Source organism: Pantoea sp. SORGH_AS_0659, from assembly GCF_031453915.1.
GTDB classification, from domain to species: domain Bacteria; phylum Pseudomonadota; class Gammaproteobacteria; order Enterobacterales; family Enterobacteriaceae; genus Pantoea; species Pantoea leporis.
In genome coordinates this window covers 730,023-747,217 of record NZ_JAVJAK010000003.1, presented here as the reverse complement: position 1 = coordinate 747,217, position 17,195 = coordinate 730,023, and the positions used below count along the sequence as shown (strand labels likewise).

Annotated in this window: 12 protein-coding genes and 1 pseudogene; 8 read left to right on the top strand and 5 right to left on the bottom strand. The window is 54.8% G+C overall.

The features are described from left to right. Positions 1 to 13 precede the first annotated feature (13 nt). The 5 genes from Q3H59_RS24565 (at position 14) to Q3H59_RS24545 (ending at position 4,702) form a co-directional block, all read left to right on the top strand. The gene (locus Q3H59_RS24565; protein ID WP_309837842.1) at positions 14 to 781 is read left to right on the top strand and encodes an SDR family oxidoreductase; all 768 of its coding nucleotides are present in this window, start codon (positions 14 to 16) and stop codon (positions 779 to 781) included. A gap of 242 nt (positions 782 to 1,023) precedes the next feature. After that, positions 1,024 to 1,758: a hypothetical protein gene (locus Q3H59_RS24560; RefSeq protein ID WP_309837840.1), complete on the top strand. Its 735-nt coding sequence runs from the start codon at positions 1,024 to 1,026 to the stop codon at positions 1,756 to 1,758. 544 nt (positions 1,759 to 2,302) lie between these two features. Beyond that, entirely contained in the window at positions 2,303 to 2,782 is a 480-nt protein-coding gene (locus tag Q3H59_RS24555; RefSeq protein ID WP_309837839.1) for a type VI secretion system tube protein TssD, read from the top strand. 39 nt (positions 2,783 to 2,821) lie between these two features. After that, on the top strand, positions 2,822 to 3,340 hold the full coding sequence (locus tag Q3H59_RS24550) for an O-acetyl-ADP-ribose deacetylase (protein WP_309837837.1): 519 nt from the start codon (positions 2,822 to 2,824) through the stop codon (positions 3,338 to 3,340). 150 nt (positions 3,341 to 3,490) lie between these two features. Further along, positions 3,491 to 4,702, top strand: coding sequence for a DUF4236 domain-containing protein (locus Q3H59_RS24545; protein WP_309837834.1), 1,212 nt, complete (start codon positions 3,491 to 3,493; stop codon positions 4,700 to 4,702). A gap of 182 nt (positions 4,703 to 4,884) precedes the next feature. On the opposite strand, the gene malG is transcribed toward Q3H59_RS24545, so the two are convergent. Genes malG through malE form a run of 3 tightly spaced genes read right to left on the bottom strand, consistent with a single transcriptional unit; the run spans position 4,885 to position 8,556 of the window. Continuing rightward, positions 4,885 to 5,775, bottom strand: coding sequence for a maltose ABC transporter permease MalG (gene malG, locus Q3H59_RS24540; RefSeq protein WP_008110659.1), 891 nt, complete (start codon positions 5,773 to 5,775; stop codon positions 4,885 to 4,887). Between the two features lie 9 nt (positions 5,776 to 5,784). Further along, the gene (malF, locus tag Q3H59_RS24535) at positions 5,785 to 7,305 is read right to left on the bottom strand and encodes a maltose ABC transporter permease MalF (RefSeq protein ID WP_309837831.1); all 1,521 of its coding nucleotides are present in this window, start codon (positions 7,303 to 7,305) and stop codon (positions 5,785 to 5,787) included. Between the two features lie 60 nt (positions 7,306 to 7,365). Further along, the gene (gene malE, locus Q3H59_RS24530; protein WP_061719671.1) at positions 7,366 to 8,556 is read right to left on the bottom strand and encodes a maltose/maltodextrin ABC transporter substrate-binding protein MalE; all 1,191 of its coding nucleotides are present in this window, start codon (positions 8,554 to 8,556) and stop codon (positions 7,366 to 7,368) included. Positions 8,557 to 8,919: 363 nt separating this feature from the next. On the opposite strand from malE, the gene malK reads away from it, so the two are divergent. From malK to malM, 3 genes are all read left to right on the top strand, one after another. After that, positions 8,920 to 10,029, top strand: coding sequence for a maltose/maltodextrin ABC transporter ATP-binding protein MalK (malK, locus tag Q3H59_RS24525; protein WP_101761287.1), 1,110 nt, complete (start codon positions 8,920 to 8,922; stop codon positions 10,027 to 10,029). 41 nt (positions 10,030 to 10,070) lie between these two features. Beyond that, positions 10,071 to 11,372 (top strand): maltoporin, encoded by a 1,302-nt coding sequence (locus Q3H59_RS24520; protein WP_137387053.1) that lies wholly within the window; start codon positions 10,071 to 10,073, stop codon positions 11,370 to 11,372. Positions 11,373 to 11,468: 96 nt separating this feature from the next. Then, the gene (malM, locus tag Q3H59_RS24515; RefSeq protein WP_110867146.1) at positions 11,469 to 12,392 is read left to right on the top strand and encodes a maltose operon protein MalM; all 924 of its coding nucleotides are present in this window, start codon (positions 11,469 to 11,471) and stop codon (positions 12,390 to 12,392) included. A 193-nt stretch (positions 12,393 to 12,585) separates the two neighbouring features. Here malM and malQ read toward each other — a convergent pair whose 3' ends face one another. After that, a complete protein-coding gene (malQ, locus tag Q3H59_RS24510) occupies positions 12,586 to 14,631 on the bottom strand; it encodes a 4-alpha-glucanotransferase (protein WP_309837825.1) in 2,046 nt (681 codons plus the stop codon). Next, a pseudogene (gene malP, locus Q3H59_RS24505) lies at positions 14,628 to 17,022 on the bottom strand (maltodextrin phosphorylase). The gene malQ and the pseudogene malP overlap by 4 nt, the downstream one beginning before the upstream one ends. Positions 17,023 to 17,195 lie beyond the last annotated feature (173 nt).

Here is a 17,195-nt window from a genome sequence, read left to right as displayed (position 1 = left end):
ACCTGGAGCCAAAATGAAATTCTCCAACCAAACAGTTCTGGTAACCGGCGCAAGCCGCGGCATTGGTGCAGCGATCGCTAAAGCCTTCGCCGCAGAAGGCGCGTTTGTGGTGGTGAACTATCTGCGCAATGAAGCTGCCGCTGCGGGCGTGGTTGAGGAGTGCCGCGCATTGGGCGGCGACGCGCTGGCGATTGCCGCCGATGTCACCTTTGAGCAGCAGGTCAACGCCATGATGGAGCAGATCGTCAACGCCACCGGCCGCCTCGATGCGGTAATCAACAACGCTTTCGCACCCTACGTTTTCGACACTGAAAATCGTTCACGTTTCTGGGAAGCGTCGTGGTCAGGCTATCAGTCGCAGTTCGATGGCGCGGTAAAAGCCGCCTATAACGTCTGCCAGGCGGCGCTGCCGTTAATGCGCGCGCGCGTGCGCGGCAGTATCGTTAATCTCACCAGCGATCTGGTGGCGCGTCCTTCAGTGCCTTACCACGATTACATCACCGCGAAAGCGGCGCTAACCGGCTTTAGCCGCACGCTGGCGACGGAGCTGGGCCCGCTGGGGATCCGCGTAAACTGCGTGGCGCCCGGTCTGGTGTATCCCACCGATGCCAGCCAGGCAACGCGCGAAGCGGTGCGCGATTCTCTCACCGCGCAAACCCCGCTGCGGCGCATCGCGCGACCGGAAGATGTTACCGGCCCGGTGCTGTTTCTCGCCACCGACTGGAGCGAATTTGTTACCGGGCAAACGTTGTACATTGATGGCGGATTAGTGATGAATTGATCCGTACGGTCGCCATTCATTCATGGCGACCGTTACGCATTAATAAGCTTAAGACGAATGATACACATCTGTACGCAATTACGGATTAAATAATAGATATTTCACACGCTAACGCCTCTCAGTATTTTCTTTACTGAAATGAGTAAAACACAAAATTAAGTGAGAATTTACACATCCTTATTTTATGAATAAGGATCACGTCTGGCTAAATTTTAGCTTCCCTGAATTATACCATTACTCTATTGTTTTCGTGGTTAACGGAGGAAATTTCAGGGATATATATATATCACAGTGATGCGGTCATAAAGCAGCTTCAGGCGCAAAGGATTCTGGCAGAAAAGCTCGACAACGCCGTTTCAGGCGTTATTGATGCAGTTTCCGATCAGGTCAGTAAGATCAATAAAGGGGCGGCCCGGCTTTCATTTTATACATCGTGCTTTACTGATGAATACATGGACGTCTGTAAAAATCAGATGCTGGAAGATAATCGTTTTAGAAAAGCAGTCGTTCGGTTAATAAAAGACAGAGATATTGTTTTTGCACTGTTGCAAACCTACATAGACTATCAGCTTGAAGGCAGATCTTATCGCCAACTCGAAGCAATTAAAATTCATCTAATGCGAGCAAACATTCACATTGCAGCCAGCACACTCACTACTCGCGCATTTGGTGCTGGAGCGGCTATGGCTGTCGTTATGGGGATGAATATAACGCTTCCTGTTGGCCGTAATGTTGGTACTGCAGTTGGTGCGGCAGCGTCAGTATTGGGAATTTATGCCATAGTTCAAAACGCAGCAGACAGCGCAAAGCGCTTGCAAATAATGCACCCTCTTTTTTACCACGCATTGTATATGCGAGAACTCGAAATGATGTATTTCCTTATTGAACCTTCATTCATGCGGGCTGGTGCGCTAAAAAATCAATGGCTTTCAGATTACGAAGTCGCTGGAGTATTGATGAAGTTAGTGGGGAAATGATGAAAAAATTTTTAAAGCAATGGTTAATATCAGAATCGAAGTTCCTGATTTGCACTTACGTGCCGATAGTATTAACAATACTTTTTGCGTTACTACAAATTTACTTTTTCCCAGATAGCAGTATGTTAGGTTTAGGGATATTTTATCTATGCTCTCTGTCATTTGTTATCTACAAATGTCGTTGAATTAAGATTGAAGTATGTTTGTTTAGGTGCCTATTTTTGCAGGCTAAACATATGTTCTTGATTGTGAATTTAAGACTCTTAGAGAAATAGCATATGTTCAATGTAATTAGGTATAAATGCTCGTCAGACTTGTATACGAGTAGATTGGAGTAAAACTATGAGAGGGTTTTTAAATCGATGGTTGATAACGCAATTGCAATTTCTATTACGTATATACGTTCCCGTTTTATGTGCGCTCGTGTTTGGTATGTTGAAATTTTATTTCTATCCTGAGAGTGGGATAATGAGTGTATGTATAGTTTACCTGTGCGCGTATATTTTTGTTGTTTATAAATGTCGAAAACTTTAAGGGATTAAATATGTCAACTCCAGCACATATCTGGTTAGAAGATGAAAGCGGTTCGCCGATTGTGGGCTCGTGCATGATGCCGACCAGACTCGGTTCGATAGAGCTCAACTCCCTCATGCACAACATTACCATCCCGGTGGATCCGCACACGGGAAGGCTTACGGCCATAAGAATTCATGCACCAATATCCGTTCAAAAGGAGTTTGATAGAACAACGCCGGTGCTGTTTCGTGCATTATGTCAGGCCAGAACGCTGAAATCAGCGACCATCAAGATGTACCGAATTAACGAAGCGGGTATTGAGGTTGAGTATTTTAATATCCACCTGGATAAAGTCAAAATCTCCAGCATTTCACCGGCTCTGCTGCCAAACGGCCAGACCAGCACGCATCTGGAAAATATTGAGCTACGATATGAAACGATCACATGGAAATACGTGGACGGTAATATTGTGTTTAAGGATGGATGGAGTGAGAGGATGATTGCTTAGCTTTTGGCTAAGATTGCTGACGCTGAGGATTAGAAATACATGAACAAAATAGTATTGCTTAAAGACGATATAACCAAAGTCCCAGTGAAAGCCATTGTGAACGCCGCCAACACCTCCTTACTGGGCGGCGGCGGAGTTGATGGCGCCATCCATCGTGCGGGCGGGCCGGCGATTTTGGCTGAGTGTCAGAAAATCAGAAATCGACAAGGTGGCTGTAAAGTCGGAGATGCAGTGATCACCACGGCGGGTGATTTGCCAGCAAAATACGTCATTCACACCGTTGGCCCACACTGGCATGACGGACGACATGAGGAAGAAACGCTGTTGAAAAATGCCTATCTGAGCTGTTTTAAACTGGTAGAAGAATACGGCATTCAAACCGTTTCGTTTCCCAATATCAGTACTGGCATATATAGATTTCCTAAAGAGCTGGCGGCTGAGATCGCATTAGATGTGATTAATCAGTGTTTGCGTGAGAACGCCAATATCGAGCAAGTCAATTTGGTCTGCTTTGATGAGGAAAATTACGACCTGTATTCAAAAATGCTTGGGCAATAAAGTTCTGTATAATTTCATTCAGCCGCACTCGAATAACGATATATTTACGGTTGGCTAGACAACATTGATGGCTATCTTATCGCCATCTTCAGCCGGGAAAAATGGCAATTTTTTACCCTTACTCAATAATTAAAAGGAATGGTTAATAACATGGGGTTTAGATTTCGAAAATCGATAAGCATTATTCCCGGTGTAAGGATGAGCCTGAGCTCCTCGGGTGCGAGTATGAGTGTTGGGCCGCGAGGGGCATCCGTTTCGTTCGGCAAACGCGGTACTTATGCCAATCTGGGACTTCCAGGGACGGGATTGAGCTATCGAACTCGTTTAGATCGAGCAAGTGCAGCGAGCAGAAAACGCAATGCTTCTCGACAAGAGGATCCCTATTTACGGCAAGAGCTTGAGCAAGAGGTGGAAGCGCTTAATCAGGCTGTAGACGATATTGTGAATATCTATCTCCTTACACCTGATCCTCGTACGGGGCATTCCTACTCCGAGCTCGAAGCGCATTATCGGCAGTTGATGTTGCAGCCCTACAATGTGCCTGCACCTGTCCGTCCCGAAAAGCCCGTTCCTCTTATTGCACCTGAACAACCTGAAGACAATCAAGGTCGTGGTCTTATTGGACGAATATTTGAATCAGCTTCTGCTCGCCAGGATCGGCAAACACGTAATATTGAGCAATGGCAACGAGAAGTCGAAGAGTGCGAACAGGAAAACGAACTTTCTATTAAGCGATATCAGGCGATGCGTCAGCGCTGGGCGGAGCTATACGCTAACTGGAAATTCGATGCGGCTGAACATGAAAAGAAGATTGCAAGCAAGTCGGCTAATATTGAATCGCAATTCGCCACCGATAACAGCTATTTCGAATCACTTCTGTCCGAAGTCATTCAAGCTGCAGACTGGCCACGTGAGACGCTGGTGTCGTTTCAGGTGAATGCCTCCACATCTGAAATTCTCATTGAAGTAGATTTGCCAGAATATGAAATGCTGCCTACTTCATCAGTACGGGTGAATGCCCGTGGAACAGAGATTATTGAAAAAGAGTTGTCACAAAAGGCGATGCGAGAACGTTATGCTTCGCATGTGCACGGTATCGTATTGCGGCTGGCTGGTATGGCTTTTTGCGCGCTGCCATTTAATACCGTTATCATTAGCGGCTTTACTCAGCGAATCAGTAAACAGACCGGGCACTTAAATGATGAATACATCCTATCCTCACGTATTGAACGTTATTTATTTGAACGGCTCAACTTTAGCAATCTGGAAAATGTCAGCCCGATTGACGCTTTTGATAAATTCCAAACACAGCGTCGCATGAGCGCAACATTCATTTTTCAACCCGTTACACCTATTGTTTGAGAAGATGATCGCGGCCTCTACTACTCGGAAACCCTAACCAAATTTGACGCGACCGCATTGATTCAGTCTATATCGGGTGACAAAAGGATCTGTAATAACCCCACACCCATAAAAAAAGCGGCCCTAAGGCCGCCAAAACCCTCAACTGCAGTGAACATTGAGGAAGGAGGATAATAAACGGGTTATCCTTTCACGCCACCGGCCGTCAGGCCGCTGACCAGCCAGCGTTGGGCCAGCAGGAACACCAGCGTAATCGGAATTGCAGAGAGCACCGCCGCCGCGGCAAAGTCGCCCCACAGATAGTTTTGCGGGTTGAGATATTGCTGCATGCCGACCGCCAGCGTGTAGCTGTTCACATCGCGCAGCAGCAGCGAGGCGACCGGCACTTCGGTGACAGCGGCGATAAATGCCAGAATAAACACCACCGCCAGAATCGGCACCGAGAGCGGCAACAGCACCAGCCGGAACGCCTGCCACGGCGTGGCGCCATCCAGCGCGGCGGCTTCTTCCAGCGATCCATCGATGGTTTCGAAATAGCCTTTAATGGTCCAGACGTGCAGGGCGATGCCGCCGAGATAGGCAAAGATCACGCCGCCATGCGTATTCAGGCCGATAAATGGCAGATATTGTCCCAGGCGATCAAACAGCGCATAGAGCGCCACCAGCGACAGCACGGCTGGGAACATCTGGAAAATCAGCATGCCTTTAAGCAGCGTGGCGCGCCCGGCAAAACGCATGCGCGCAAAGGCATACGCGCAGGTGGTGGAAAGCGCCACAATACCAATCGCGCTGATGGCGGCGATTTTCACCGAGTTCCACAACCACAGCAGTACCGGGAAGGGCGGCGGCGTCACGCGGCCATCGGCGTGCTCCACGCTGAAACCTAACGCCAGCTGCCAGTGTTCCCAGGAAATCTGCTCCGGGATCAGCGAGCCGGTGGCGAAGTTACCGGCGCGCAGTGAGATGGCGAACACCATCAGCAGCGGAAACAGGATTCCCGCAATAAACATCAGCAGCAGAAGGTGCGTCATCAACAGACGCAGCTTTTGCGATTTGGGTTGCACCATAGCCATAACACCTCCTTAATCGAATTTCATCCGCACGGCTTTTAGATTGATTACCGCCAGCGCGCCCACCAGCAGGAAGATCAGCGTGGCGATCGCCGCCGCCAGACCAAAGTCCTGTCCGCCGCCACCTTCAAACGCAATGCGCCAGGTGTAATTGACCAGCAAATCGGTGTAACCCGCTGGCGTGGTAGTGCCGATGCGATCCGGTCCGCCGTTGGTTAGCAGCTGCACCAGCACAAAGTTATTAAAGTTAAAGGCGAAGCTGGCGATCATTAGCGGCATCAGCGGCTTCAACAGCAGCGGCAGGGTAATCAGGAAGAAGTTCTGCAGCGGCCCGGCGCCGTCCATCGCCGAAGCTTCATAAAGATCGTCCGGAATCGCTTTCAGCAGCCCCATGCAGAGAATCATCATGTAGGGATAACCCAGCCAGGTATTGACGATCACCAGCATGGTGCGCGCCAGCGTCGGATCGCTAAACCACGCGGGCTGGAAGCCAAACAGCGCTTTGAGCATCACGTTGATTTCACCGAAGCTCTGGTTGAATAAGCCTTTGAAGATCAATATCGAGATAAACGCCGGCACGGCGTAGGGTAAAATCAGCATCACGCGATACACCGCTTTGCCTTTCAGCGCTTCCCACTGCACTAAGCAAGCCAGCACCATGCCGACCGCCACGGTGAGAATTACCGTCACAAACGAAAACAGCAGCGTCCAGCCAAAGATCGCCAGAAACGGTTTTTGAATCCCTTCATCGGTAAACACGCGAATGAAATTCTTCCAGCCGGTATTCACCGTAAAGCCCGGACTCAGCGCCTCGCCGCTGCTATTCTGATAGAAACCGCTTTCACGATTGGCCTGATAAAGCGCGCCGCTTTGCTGATTTTTCAGGTCGCCGTTGGCTTGCAGTACATACAATGGCCGCGTACCGGAGAACTGACGCAGTGAGCTCATCACCACCATACGACCATCCGGCAGTTCGGCCTGAATCTGGTTCAGCGCCTGGCGATTGGTGGTGACGATGCGCAGCGTGGCGCGTTCGCCCGGCGGTGGCGGGGCGCTAATGAGTTTCAGCTTTTGCGATCCGCCAAAAGCGAACGCAGGCGAGACGAAGGTTTGCCCGTTGGCGGCTTCGGTCAGCACCAGCTGCCAGCGATCGCCCGCCGGGATCAGCGAGAAGTTCAGCGCCGAACCATCCTGATACTGACGGCTCAGCAACACCTGTTGCGCACGTTCCAGCGTCAGCTGGTTGGTGCTGCTGTAGTTGGTAAAGGCAATCGCCACGGTACAGGCGAGGGGAAACAGTACGAATAGCGCCATACCCGCGAGTCCGGGATAGACATAGCGCCAGGCGTAAGCGCGACGATTGGCATAAATCCAGATGCCGACGGCGCTGATAATCAGCGTCACCAGCGCAAACAGATATTCACCTTTTGCATACATCAGCACGAGCAGATAGCCGACCAGCAGACAGCAGATACCGAGAAAAAGAGCCTTCAGCACGGCGCTGAACCGTGCTGTTTTCGGTTTTCCTGACATGATGCGGTTTTCCTTAACAGCCAGTAACGAGCCGGATTGCGCCGGCTCTGGTAGAGAGGATTACTTGTTGAGTCGTGCCTGCGCATCTTTTAGCGCCGCATCAACGCTTTGACGTCCGCTCAGCGCATTCAGCGTGGCGGTGCGCATCGCGTACCAGAAGGCGGCCATCTGCGGAATGTTCGGCATGATGTCGCCGTTGCGCGCGTTGGTCATGGTGGCGGCAATGCGCTCATCTTTCTCCAGCGTCTGCTGGAACGATTTCAGCGCCACCGCGCCGAGCGGTTTGTCTTTGTTGACCGCATCAAGACCAGCGTCGGTCAGCAGGTAATTTTCCAGGAACTCTTTGGCCAGCTCTTTGTTAGGGCTGGCGGCATTGATGCCTGCACTCAGCACGCCAACGAAGGTTTTAGAGTTTTTGCCGTTCAGCGTTGGCAGCAGCGTCACGCCGTAGTTGATCTTGCTCTTATCGATGTTGCTCCATGCCCACGGCCCGTTGATGGTCATGGCGGTTTGGCCTTTGTTAAAGGCGGCTTCGGCAATCGAGTAATCGGTATCGGCATTCAGCGTTTTGGCCTTCACCTGATCGACGAGGAACTTCATGCCCGCTTTGGCGCCAGCGTTATCGACGCCGGTATCTTTCACGTCATAGCGACCATCGTTGAGCTTAAAGGCATAGGCGCCGCCCGCCGCCAGCAGCGGCCAGGTAAAGTACGGTTCCTGTAAATTGAACATCATGGCGCTCTTGCCCTGTGCGCGCATTTTCTTATCGATGGCGGCGATCTCTTCCCAGCTTTTTGGCGGCTCAGGCAGCAGATCTTTGTTGTAGATCAGGGACAAGGACTCAACCGAAATCGGATAACCGATCAGCTTGCCGTTGAAGCGCACCGCGTCCCAGGTGAAGGGGAAGATTTTCTCCTGGAAGCGCGCGTCCGGCGAAATCTCCGCTAACAAGCCTGACTGCGCATAACCGCCAAAGCGATCGTGCGCCCAGAAGATGATGTCCGGGCCGTCGCCAGTGGCGGCCACCTGCGGATACTTCTCTTCCATTTTGTCCGGATGCTCAACCGTCACCTTGATGCCGGTCTCCTGCTCAAACTTTTTACCCACTTCAGCCAGGCCGTTGTAGCCCTTGTCGCCGTTGATCCAGATGACCAGCTTTCCCTCTTCAATCTTTGCAACGGCAGAGGCTGAAAACAGCACGGCCGTCAGGGCGGAAAGGGCAAGAATGCGTGCACCGGTTTTCATTGTCATAACTCCATCCTGTTAGCGGAAACGGAAATCGTTTTACCTGCCACATTGTGAGTATCTGCCGCCGCTTCTCATCCTCCCCGGCTCTACGCCTGCCCGACAACTGATGTGATCTGCGTTGCAAAACCACCCGGTTATCACGGGCTGGCGCACACAATCGTCGCTCTGCTCTGCGTCATAGCTCACAAAAATGGTTGCCTGCCGCGTTTTATCAGACAGGTTTGCAAGATCTCCTCCTCCCGTCTCCTCCCCCACGCTGACGCCATGCGGTGGAGGATGTCGGCGGTTATCTCCTTGCCCATAGTGGTCGCCGGGGTCTGTCCGCCGACTTGCGGACAAGGAATAGCAAGCTGAGAGGAAAGCATCATGTCGAGCGTTACGTTGCGCAGTGTATCCAAGGTGTGGGGCGAAACCGAGGTGTCGAAAAACATCAGCCTTGAGATCGCCGAAGGCGAGTTCGTGGTTTTTGTCGGACCTTCAGGCTGCGGCAAATCGACGCTGCTGCGCATGATTGCCGGTCTGGAAACCATCACCAGCGGCGATCTGTTTATTGGCGACAAACGCATGAATGAGGTGCCGCCCGCCGAGCGCGGCATCGGCATGGTGTTTCAGTCCTACGCGTTGTATCCCCACCTTTCGGTGGCTGAGAACATGTCGTTCGGCCTGAAGCTGGCCGGCACGCGCAAAGCGGAGATTCAGCAGCGGGTCAATCAGGTGGCGGAAGTGCTGCAGCTGGCGCATCTGCTGGATCGCCGTCCGAAAGCGTTGTCGGGTGGTCAGCGTCAGCGCGTGGCGATTGGCCGTACGCTGGTGGCGGAACCGCGGGTGTTTTTACTCGATGAGCCGCTCTCCAACCTTGACGCGGCGCTGCGCGTGCAGATGCGCATCGAGATCTCACGCCTGCATAAGCGTTTGAAGCGCACCATGATTTACGTCACCCACGATCAGACCGAAGCGATGACGCTGGCCGATAAGATCGTGGTGCTGGATGGCGGCCACGTTGCCCAGGTCGGCAAGCCGCTCGAGCTGTATCACTATCCCGCCAATCGTTTTGTTGCCGGTTTTATCGGCTCACCGCGCATGAATTTCTTACCGGTAAAAGTCACCGCTACCGCCATTGATCAGGTTCAGGTGCGTTTACCCAATACCCAGCTGGTGTGGCTGCCGGTCGACAGCGCCGGTGTGCAGGTGGGCAGCAACATGTCGTTAGGCATTCGTCCCGAACATCTGCTCTCCAGCGATATCGCTGACGTCACCCTCGAAGGCGAGGTGACGGTGGTGGAGCAGCTGGGACACGAAACGCAAATTCACATCCAGATTCCCGCCATTCGTCAAAGCCTGGTTTATCGCCAGGAGGACGTCGTGCTGGTAGAAGAGGGCGCCCTGATGGGCATCGGCCTGCCGCCAGAGCGTTGCCATCTTTTCCGTGAAGATGGCAGCGCCTGTCGCCGGCTACATCAGGAACCCGGTGTTTAGCCCTGCAAAACAATAAAAGCAATGACCTCAGGAGATAGAAAATGTTAACTCTGCGCAAACTCCCTATCGCGGTTGCTATCGCGGCAGGCACGCTCGCTGCCCCGTCGATGGCAGTCGATTTTACCGGCTATGCTCGTTCCGGCATCGGCTGGACCGGCAGCGGCGGGGAACAGCAATGTTTTCAGGCCACCGGCGCTCAAAGTAAATACCGTCTGGGCAACGAATGTGAAACCTACGCTGAGCTGAAGCTGGGCCAGGAAGTGTGGAAAGAGGGCGATAAGAGCTTCTACTTCGATACCAACGTCGCCTATTCGGTTTCTCAGCAGAATGACTGGGAAGCGACCTCGCCCGCGTTCCGCGAAGCCAACGTCAAAGGCAAAAACCTGATCGACGCGCTGCCGGGTTCCACCATCTGGGCCGGTAAGCGTTTCTACCAGCGTCATGACGTGCATATGATCGACTTCTACTACTGGGATATTTCCGGTCCCGGTGCCGGTCTGGAAGATGTCGATCTCGGCTTCGGCAAACTCTCTTTTGCCGCCACGCGCTCCTCCGAAGCGGGCGGTTCTTACACCTTCTCCAGCGATCAGATCCGTGATTACGCCACCAGCACCGCCAACGACGTGTTTGATGTGCGTCTCGCAGGTCTTGAAACCAACCCGAACGGCGTGCTGGAACTGGGCGTCGATTATGGCCGCGCCAACGCGCGTGACGGTTATCGCCTCGAAGATAACGCCTCCAAAGATGGCTGGATGTTCACCGCCGAACACACGCAGAGCATGCTGAAGGGTTACAACAAATTCGTGCTGCAGTACGCCACCGATGCGTTGACGTCGCAGGGCAAAGGGCTGCCGCAGGGCACCAACATCAACAACAGCGGCAGCATGTATCGCGTACTCGATCACGGTGCGATTAGCCTCGCCGATCGCTGGGATCTGATGTACGTCGCCATGTACCAGAACACCGATCTCGATAACAACCGTGGCACCGAGTGGTACACCGTGGGCGTGCGCCCAATGTACAAATGGACGCCAATCATGAGCACGCTGCTTGAAGTGGGCTATGACAACGTGAAGTCGCAGCAGGTGAACGAGCGCAACGGCCAGTACAAAGTGACGCTGGCGCAACAGTGGCAGGCGGGCGACAGCATCTGGTCGCGTCCGGCACTGCGTCTGTTCGCAACCTACGCCAAGTGGGATGAGAAATGGGGCTACAGCAAAGACAGCTCAGGTGATTTGACCTCCTTTGCTTCTAACGACAGCAGCGGCAACGGCATTCTGACCAACAGCCGTGGCAACGACGATGAGGTGACATTCGGGGCGCAGATGGAGATTTGGTGGTAATGCACCCGCATGTGGCTTAACTGAGACAATCTCTTTTCGGCGCGGCGCGCCATTGCCTGGTTCGCGCCGCCGCCTGACAGTTTTTGAGGTTATACAATGAGAATGAAAAAAACGGTTTTTGCGCTCTGCCTGAGCGCCGCGCTGCTGGCCGGCCAAAGTTTACCGGCGCTCGCGGATGTCAATCTGGTGCCACAGGATCTCTCTGCCGCGCCCACATTCCCCGCCGCCAGCCTGCAAACGCTGAGCTGGCTGCCGGTCGATACCTCCCGCACGCAGGTCACTACGCTGAGCGAGAGCCACAGCAACCTGAATGCAGCGGGCGTGACGGGTTCGGTGGCGGCCTACAGCTTGCCAGCCAATATCGGTGAACTCACCATTACGCTGAGCAGTGAAGTGAAACAAAATCAGGTGTTCGCACCGAATGTGCTGGTGCTGGATGAGAACATGCGTCCGGCGGCCTGGTTCCCGGCGCGCTTTTTCACCTACCAGCAGCCGGGCGTGATGGCGGCGGATCGGCTGGAAGGCGTGATGAAACTGACGCCTGCGCTGGGTCAGCAAAAGATCTACTTGCTGGTGTTTACCACCGAGAAGGATTTGACCGAAACCACCACGTTATTGGATCCGGCGAAAGCCTACGCCCGCGGTACCGGCAATGCGGTGCCGGATATCCCCGATCCGATTGCGCAGCACAGCCGCGATGGCACGTTGAAACTGAAAGTGAAAACCAGTTCAGGTTCATCCATTTTGGTTGGACCGCTGTTTGGATCATCGAGTCCTGCGCCGGTAACGGTAGGCAATACGCAGCCGGTTGCGCCGGCGACTTATCGTGCTGCTCCGGTTTCGGATGCAAAACCTAAACCGATCATGACGGATACCGAAGGTTACTTTAATCAGAACATCCGCGAAGCCGTTGAGAAGGGCAATATCGATAAGGCGTTGAAGCTGCTGGACGAGGCCGAGCGTTTAGGCTCCACGTCGGCCAGACAGGTGTTTATCAGCAGTGTTAAAGGCAAGGGGTAATCCGCCCCGGCAGTGCTGATTTGTCCCATCTGGTGCGCTTCGGTGCACCTTTTTTATTGGGAGCCAAAGTTCGTAGCGGCGCAATTTATTGCGCAATGCTGTGTCGGAGCACGAAAGTCAAAACAACGCGATGAATCGCGCCGCTACGGATGTGTGCGTTTTTAAGATCGCCTTCCATGGCGACCGCTGTGAATTATTTCACTTTCCGCCGGCGTTGATCGATATCCGCCAACAACGCATTGATCTGCGGGTCGTTAAACATCGCCTCCAGCGAAGCGCTGAGTTTGCGGCGCCAGTTGGGATATTGGCGGGTGGTGCCGGGAATATTCACTGGGGAAGCCATATCCAGCCACTCTTCGGGTTGCAGGCCCAGCAGCGCGCTATTGCTGTCGGCCAGATAACGCTGCATCGCCGCACTTAACGCGCGATCCATCACCTGCGGTTCGGCCTGTTCGGGCAAGCAATTGCTGCGTTGCAGGCTCTTAAACAGCGCGCGGCGCGCGGCTAAGCGTGACTTACTCAGACCGGCAAGAATTTGCTTATCAGGATAAAGCCCCAACTCGCTGCCCAGCCGTAAATCATCGCTTTGCCACCAGCCGCGCAGGGTCGGCATATCGTGGGTGGTGGCGACCGCCATCGCCTGACGTGGCCAGCGGGCGGGGGCGCGAAAGGCCACTTTGGACGTCTGCTCAAAATAGAGCACTTTGTAGGAGTAAACGCCCGCCTGGTAGAGCTTGCCGATGATCTTCTCCGGCACCGTACCCAAATCCTCACCAATCACCATGCAGTGATGACGCTGGCTCTCCAGCGCCAGAATCGCCAGCAGATCGTCGATGGGATAATGCACATACGCGCCTTCGGCCGCGCTTTCGCCCTGCGGGATCCACCACAGTCGCAGCAGCGCCATCACGTGATCGATGCGCAGCGCGCCGCAGTCGTGCATGTTGGCGCGCAGCAGATCAATCCATGGCTGGTAGGCGCGCGCCTGCATAATCTGCGGATCCATAGGCGGCAATCCCCAGTTCTGGCCCAGCGGGCCGAGGATATCCGGCGGCGCGCCGACGCTGGCCTGCAAGCAGTAAAGCTCGCGATCGCTCCAGGTTTCCGCGCCGCCCTGCGCCACGCCCACCGCCAAATCGCGGTATAAGCCAATCGGCATCGCCTGCTGCTGGCACACCGCCCAGCAATCAGCAAACTGGCGCGCGGCCAGCCATTGCAGCCACAGATAAAAGCGCACGTCATAGGTGTGTTCGATGCGGAATGCCCGCACCGCTGCGCTCTCGGGCGACTGCAACGCCGCAGGCCAGGTTGTCCAGTCGTAACGCTGAGGGTCTTCGGCGATCTGCGCGGCGTGCAGCGCATCAAACACGCCCTGATGCAGCAGACTTTCACCGCCTTGCTGCATAAAACGTTCAAAGGCGACAACCAGGCCATCATCCCCACCGCGCTGCCTGAACTGCTGCCAGGCGAAACGCAGCGCCTCCAGCTTCAGGCGAGTAACCGCTGAGTAATCGACCCACTCAGCGTCCCGCGCCGCCCGTAGCGCCTGCTGCGTGCTGGTCGCCTGCCACCAGCGTTGCGCTTCTTCACTCAGCGTAAAATCCTCAACGGCGGCGACATCGATATACAGCATGTTGAGCCAGCGCCGCGACGAAGGGCTGTACGGACTGGCGCTTTCCGGCGTTGCCGGGAACAGCGCATGCAGCGGGTTTAGCCCAATACAGGCACCGCCGCGCTGCGCGACCTCAACCAGCATCTGCTTTAAGTCGCTGAAATCGCCGATTCCCCAGTTGTTGGCCGATCGCAGCGTATACAGCTGAATGCAGGCGCCCCACAGTGATTGCCCTTGCTGGATGGCCGGTGGCTCGTAACAGCGCACGGGCGCGACAATAATCCGGCAGTGAAATGCCTGCTGTTGGGCGTTAAAGCTGAGCTGGTGATAACCCAAAGGCAGCGCAGGCAAAGCGATCGGCCGGTTGGCGATTGCGCGACCTTGCCAGCGTTCGCCCTGTTCCGCGATCAGCTGCCATTCGCCTGTTATGCCGGGCGCAGGCAGCACAATCTCCGCGTGTTCTTCCTGCACGATCAATACCGGCGGCAGCGGCGAAGCGTGCGGTTGCGTGGGATGCATCGCCGCCAGCAAACGCTGGCGGGTAACGGCAGAAACCGATTGCAGCTGGCCGTGCGCGTCGATGTATTCGCTGGCGATTTCGGCGGTTGGCGTGATAGTGCTGTTCATCGCGCGGCCTGCCAGATGCGTTGCTGATAGTCGCGGATGGCGCGATCGGCGCTGAACATGCCGCAGCGCGCGGTGTTGAGAATCGCGGGCGCGCGTCCAGCCATGCTGATCGGCCCACAAGGTTTCTGCCTGCGCCTGCGCGTTGAGGTAGTGACGAAAATCGGCTAGCACCAGATAAGGATCGCCGCCTTTGGCGCTCAGGCTGTGCAGCAGCGGCTCGAACGCGGTGACGTCGCCGTCGCTAAAGGTGCCGTCTTCTAACGCTTTCAATACCCGATCCAGCTGCGCATCTTTTTTGCGCCACGCGTCAGGCGAGTAACCTTCTGCTTGCAACGCGCTGACCTGATCAACGGTATGACCAAAGATAAAGATATTGTCGCGCCCAACCTGTTCGGCGATCTCCACATTGGCGCCATCCAGCGTGCCGATGGTTAAGGCGCCGTTTAGCGCCAGTTTCATGTTGCCGGTGCCGGATGCCTCTTTACCGGCGGTAGAAATCTGCTCCGATAAATCGGCCGCCGGAATCAGCCGCTCGGCAACCGTGACGTTGTAATCAGGCACAAACACCACTTTCAGGCGATCGCCAATGCGCGGATCGTTGTTGATGGTGGCCGCCACTTTGTTAATCGCGTAGATGATGTTTTTGGCCAGCACGTAACCCGGCGCGGCTTTAGCGCCAAACAGCACCACGCGCGGCGTCAGGTTGGCCTGCGGATCGCTCACCAGCGTTTGCCACAGCGCGATAATGTGCAGCAACGCCAGATGCTGACGCTTGTACTCGTGCAGGCGCTTGATCTGCACATCAAACATTGCCTCAGGATTCACCTGGATGCCGGTGCGTTCTGCGATCCATTGCGTCAGCGCAACCTTGTTCTGCTGCTTGATGGCGCGATACTGCGCCTGGAATGCGGCGTGATCGGCGTAGGTTTCTAACGCTTTCAGCTGATCGAGATCGGTGAGCCACGGCTGATCGAGAGTTTGGCTGATCAACGCCGCTAGCGCCGGATTGCACTGATTAATCCAGCGGCGCGGTGTGATGCCGTTGGTGACGTTGTGGAATTTCTCCGGCCACAGCGCGTGATATTCCGGGAACAGATCTTTCACCACCAGCTGCGAGTGCAGCGCCGCCACACCGTTTACCGCAAAGCCGCTGGTGACGCAGAGATTCGCCATACGCAGCTGGTTATTGTGTACCAGCGCCAGTTTCGCCCAGGTCGCTTCGTCGCCCGGCCAGCGCGCTTCCACCTGCTTCTTCAACTGAGCATTTAGTTGGGTAACGATCAGCATGTGGCGCGGCAGCAGGGCGCGCACCATGCGCACATCCCAGCACTCCAGCGCTTCAGGCATCAAGGTGTGATTGGTGTACGCAAAGGTGCGCTGGGTAATGTGCCACGCTTCGTCCCAGCTCAGCGCGTATTCATCCAGCAGCAGGCGCATCAGCTCGGGGATCGCCAGCGTTGGATGGGTATCGTTGAGCTGAATCACCTCATAATCCGGCAAGCTGGCAATGCTGCGTCCGGCGCGCTGATGACGGCGCAGAATATCCGCCAGCGAGCAAGCGCACTGGAAATATTGCTGCATCAGGCGCAACTTTTTGCCGTTGTCGTGGTTGTCGTTGGGGTAGAGCACTTTGGTGAGTTTTTCAGCCTCGATGCCCGGCTGCTCGGCGCGCAGAAAATCCCCGTTATTGAAGCGCTGCAGATTAAACGGCTGCGCATGTTTCGCCTGCCACAAGCGCAGCGGCTGAGTGACGCCATTCTGATAACCGACCACCGGCAGATCCCAGGCTTCGCCGAGAATTTGCACCGCCGGCTCCCAGCGCGCAACGCCATTATGGGTGCTGACTTTGCCGCCGAGATGCACCGGCACAGTTAACGCCGCGTTGTGGTTAAACCACGGATAGCTGTCGCGCTGCCAGTCATCCGGCATCTCCTGCTGCGCACCATCAACAAAGTGCTGGCGGAACAGACCGTACTGATAATTGAGTCCGTAGCCGGTGGCGGGTTGTCCCACGGTTGCCATCGAATCGAGAAAACAGGCGGCGAGCCGGCCCAAACCGCCGTTGCCCAGCGCCGGATCGGTTTCACACGCTTCCACGTCGCTCAGCGTGATATTCCACTCGGCCAGCGCCTCGTTCACCTCGTCATACCAGCCAAGGTTGAGCAGATTGTTGCCGGTCAGTCGGCCAATCAAAAACTCCATCGAGATGTAGTTAACGTGACGCTGCGGCGTGGCCGCTGGTGGCGCAGGCATCTCCGCCAGCATGTCGGCCAGTGCGCCACTCAGCGCCTGCCACCATTGGTTGGGCGTCATCTCTTGCGCATCGTGCAGACCAAAACGTTGCCATTGTCGGGTTAGCGCGTGTTTAAAACGGGTGCGATCAAATTTCATAATCAGTCCTGTCAGGGCGGAGGTGAATGTGCTTCATTCTGCGCGTCAGCCATGACGCGCTCCTCCTCCTGCACCAAATTCAGCGGGGAGGATGAGCGGGGAGGAGAGGCTGAGGGAAATCTTAAAGTGTGACAGGAATGTGATAACCGTCGCTTTTGTTAAGACTGCTTAAT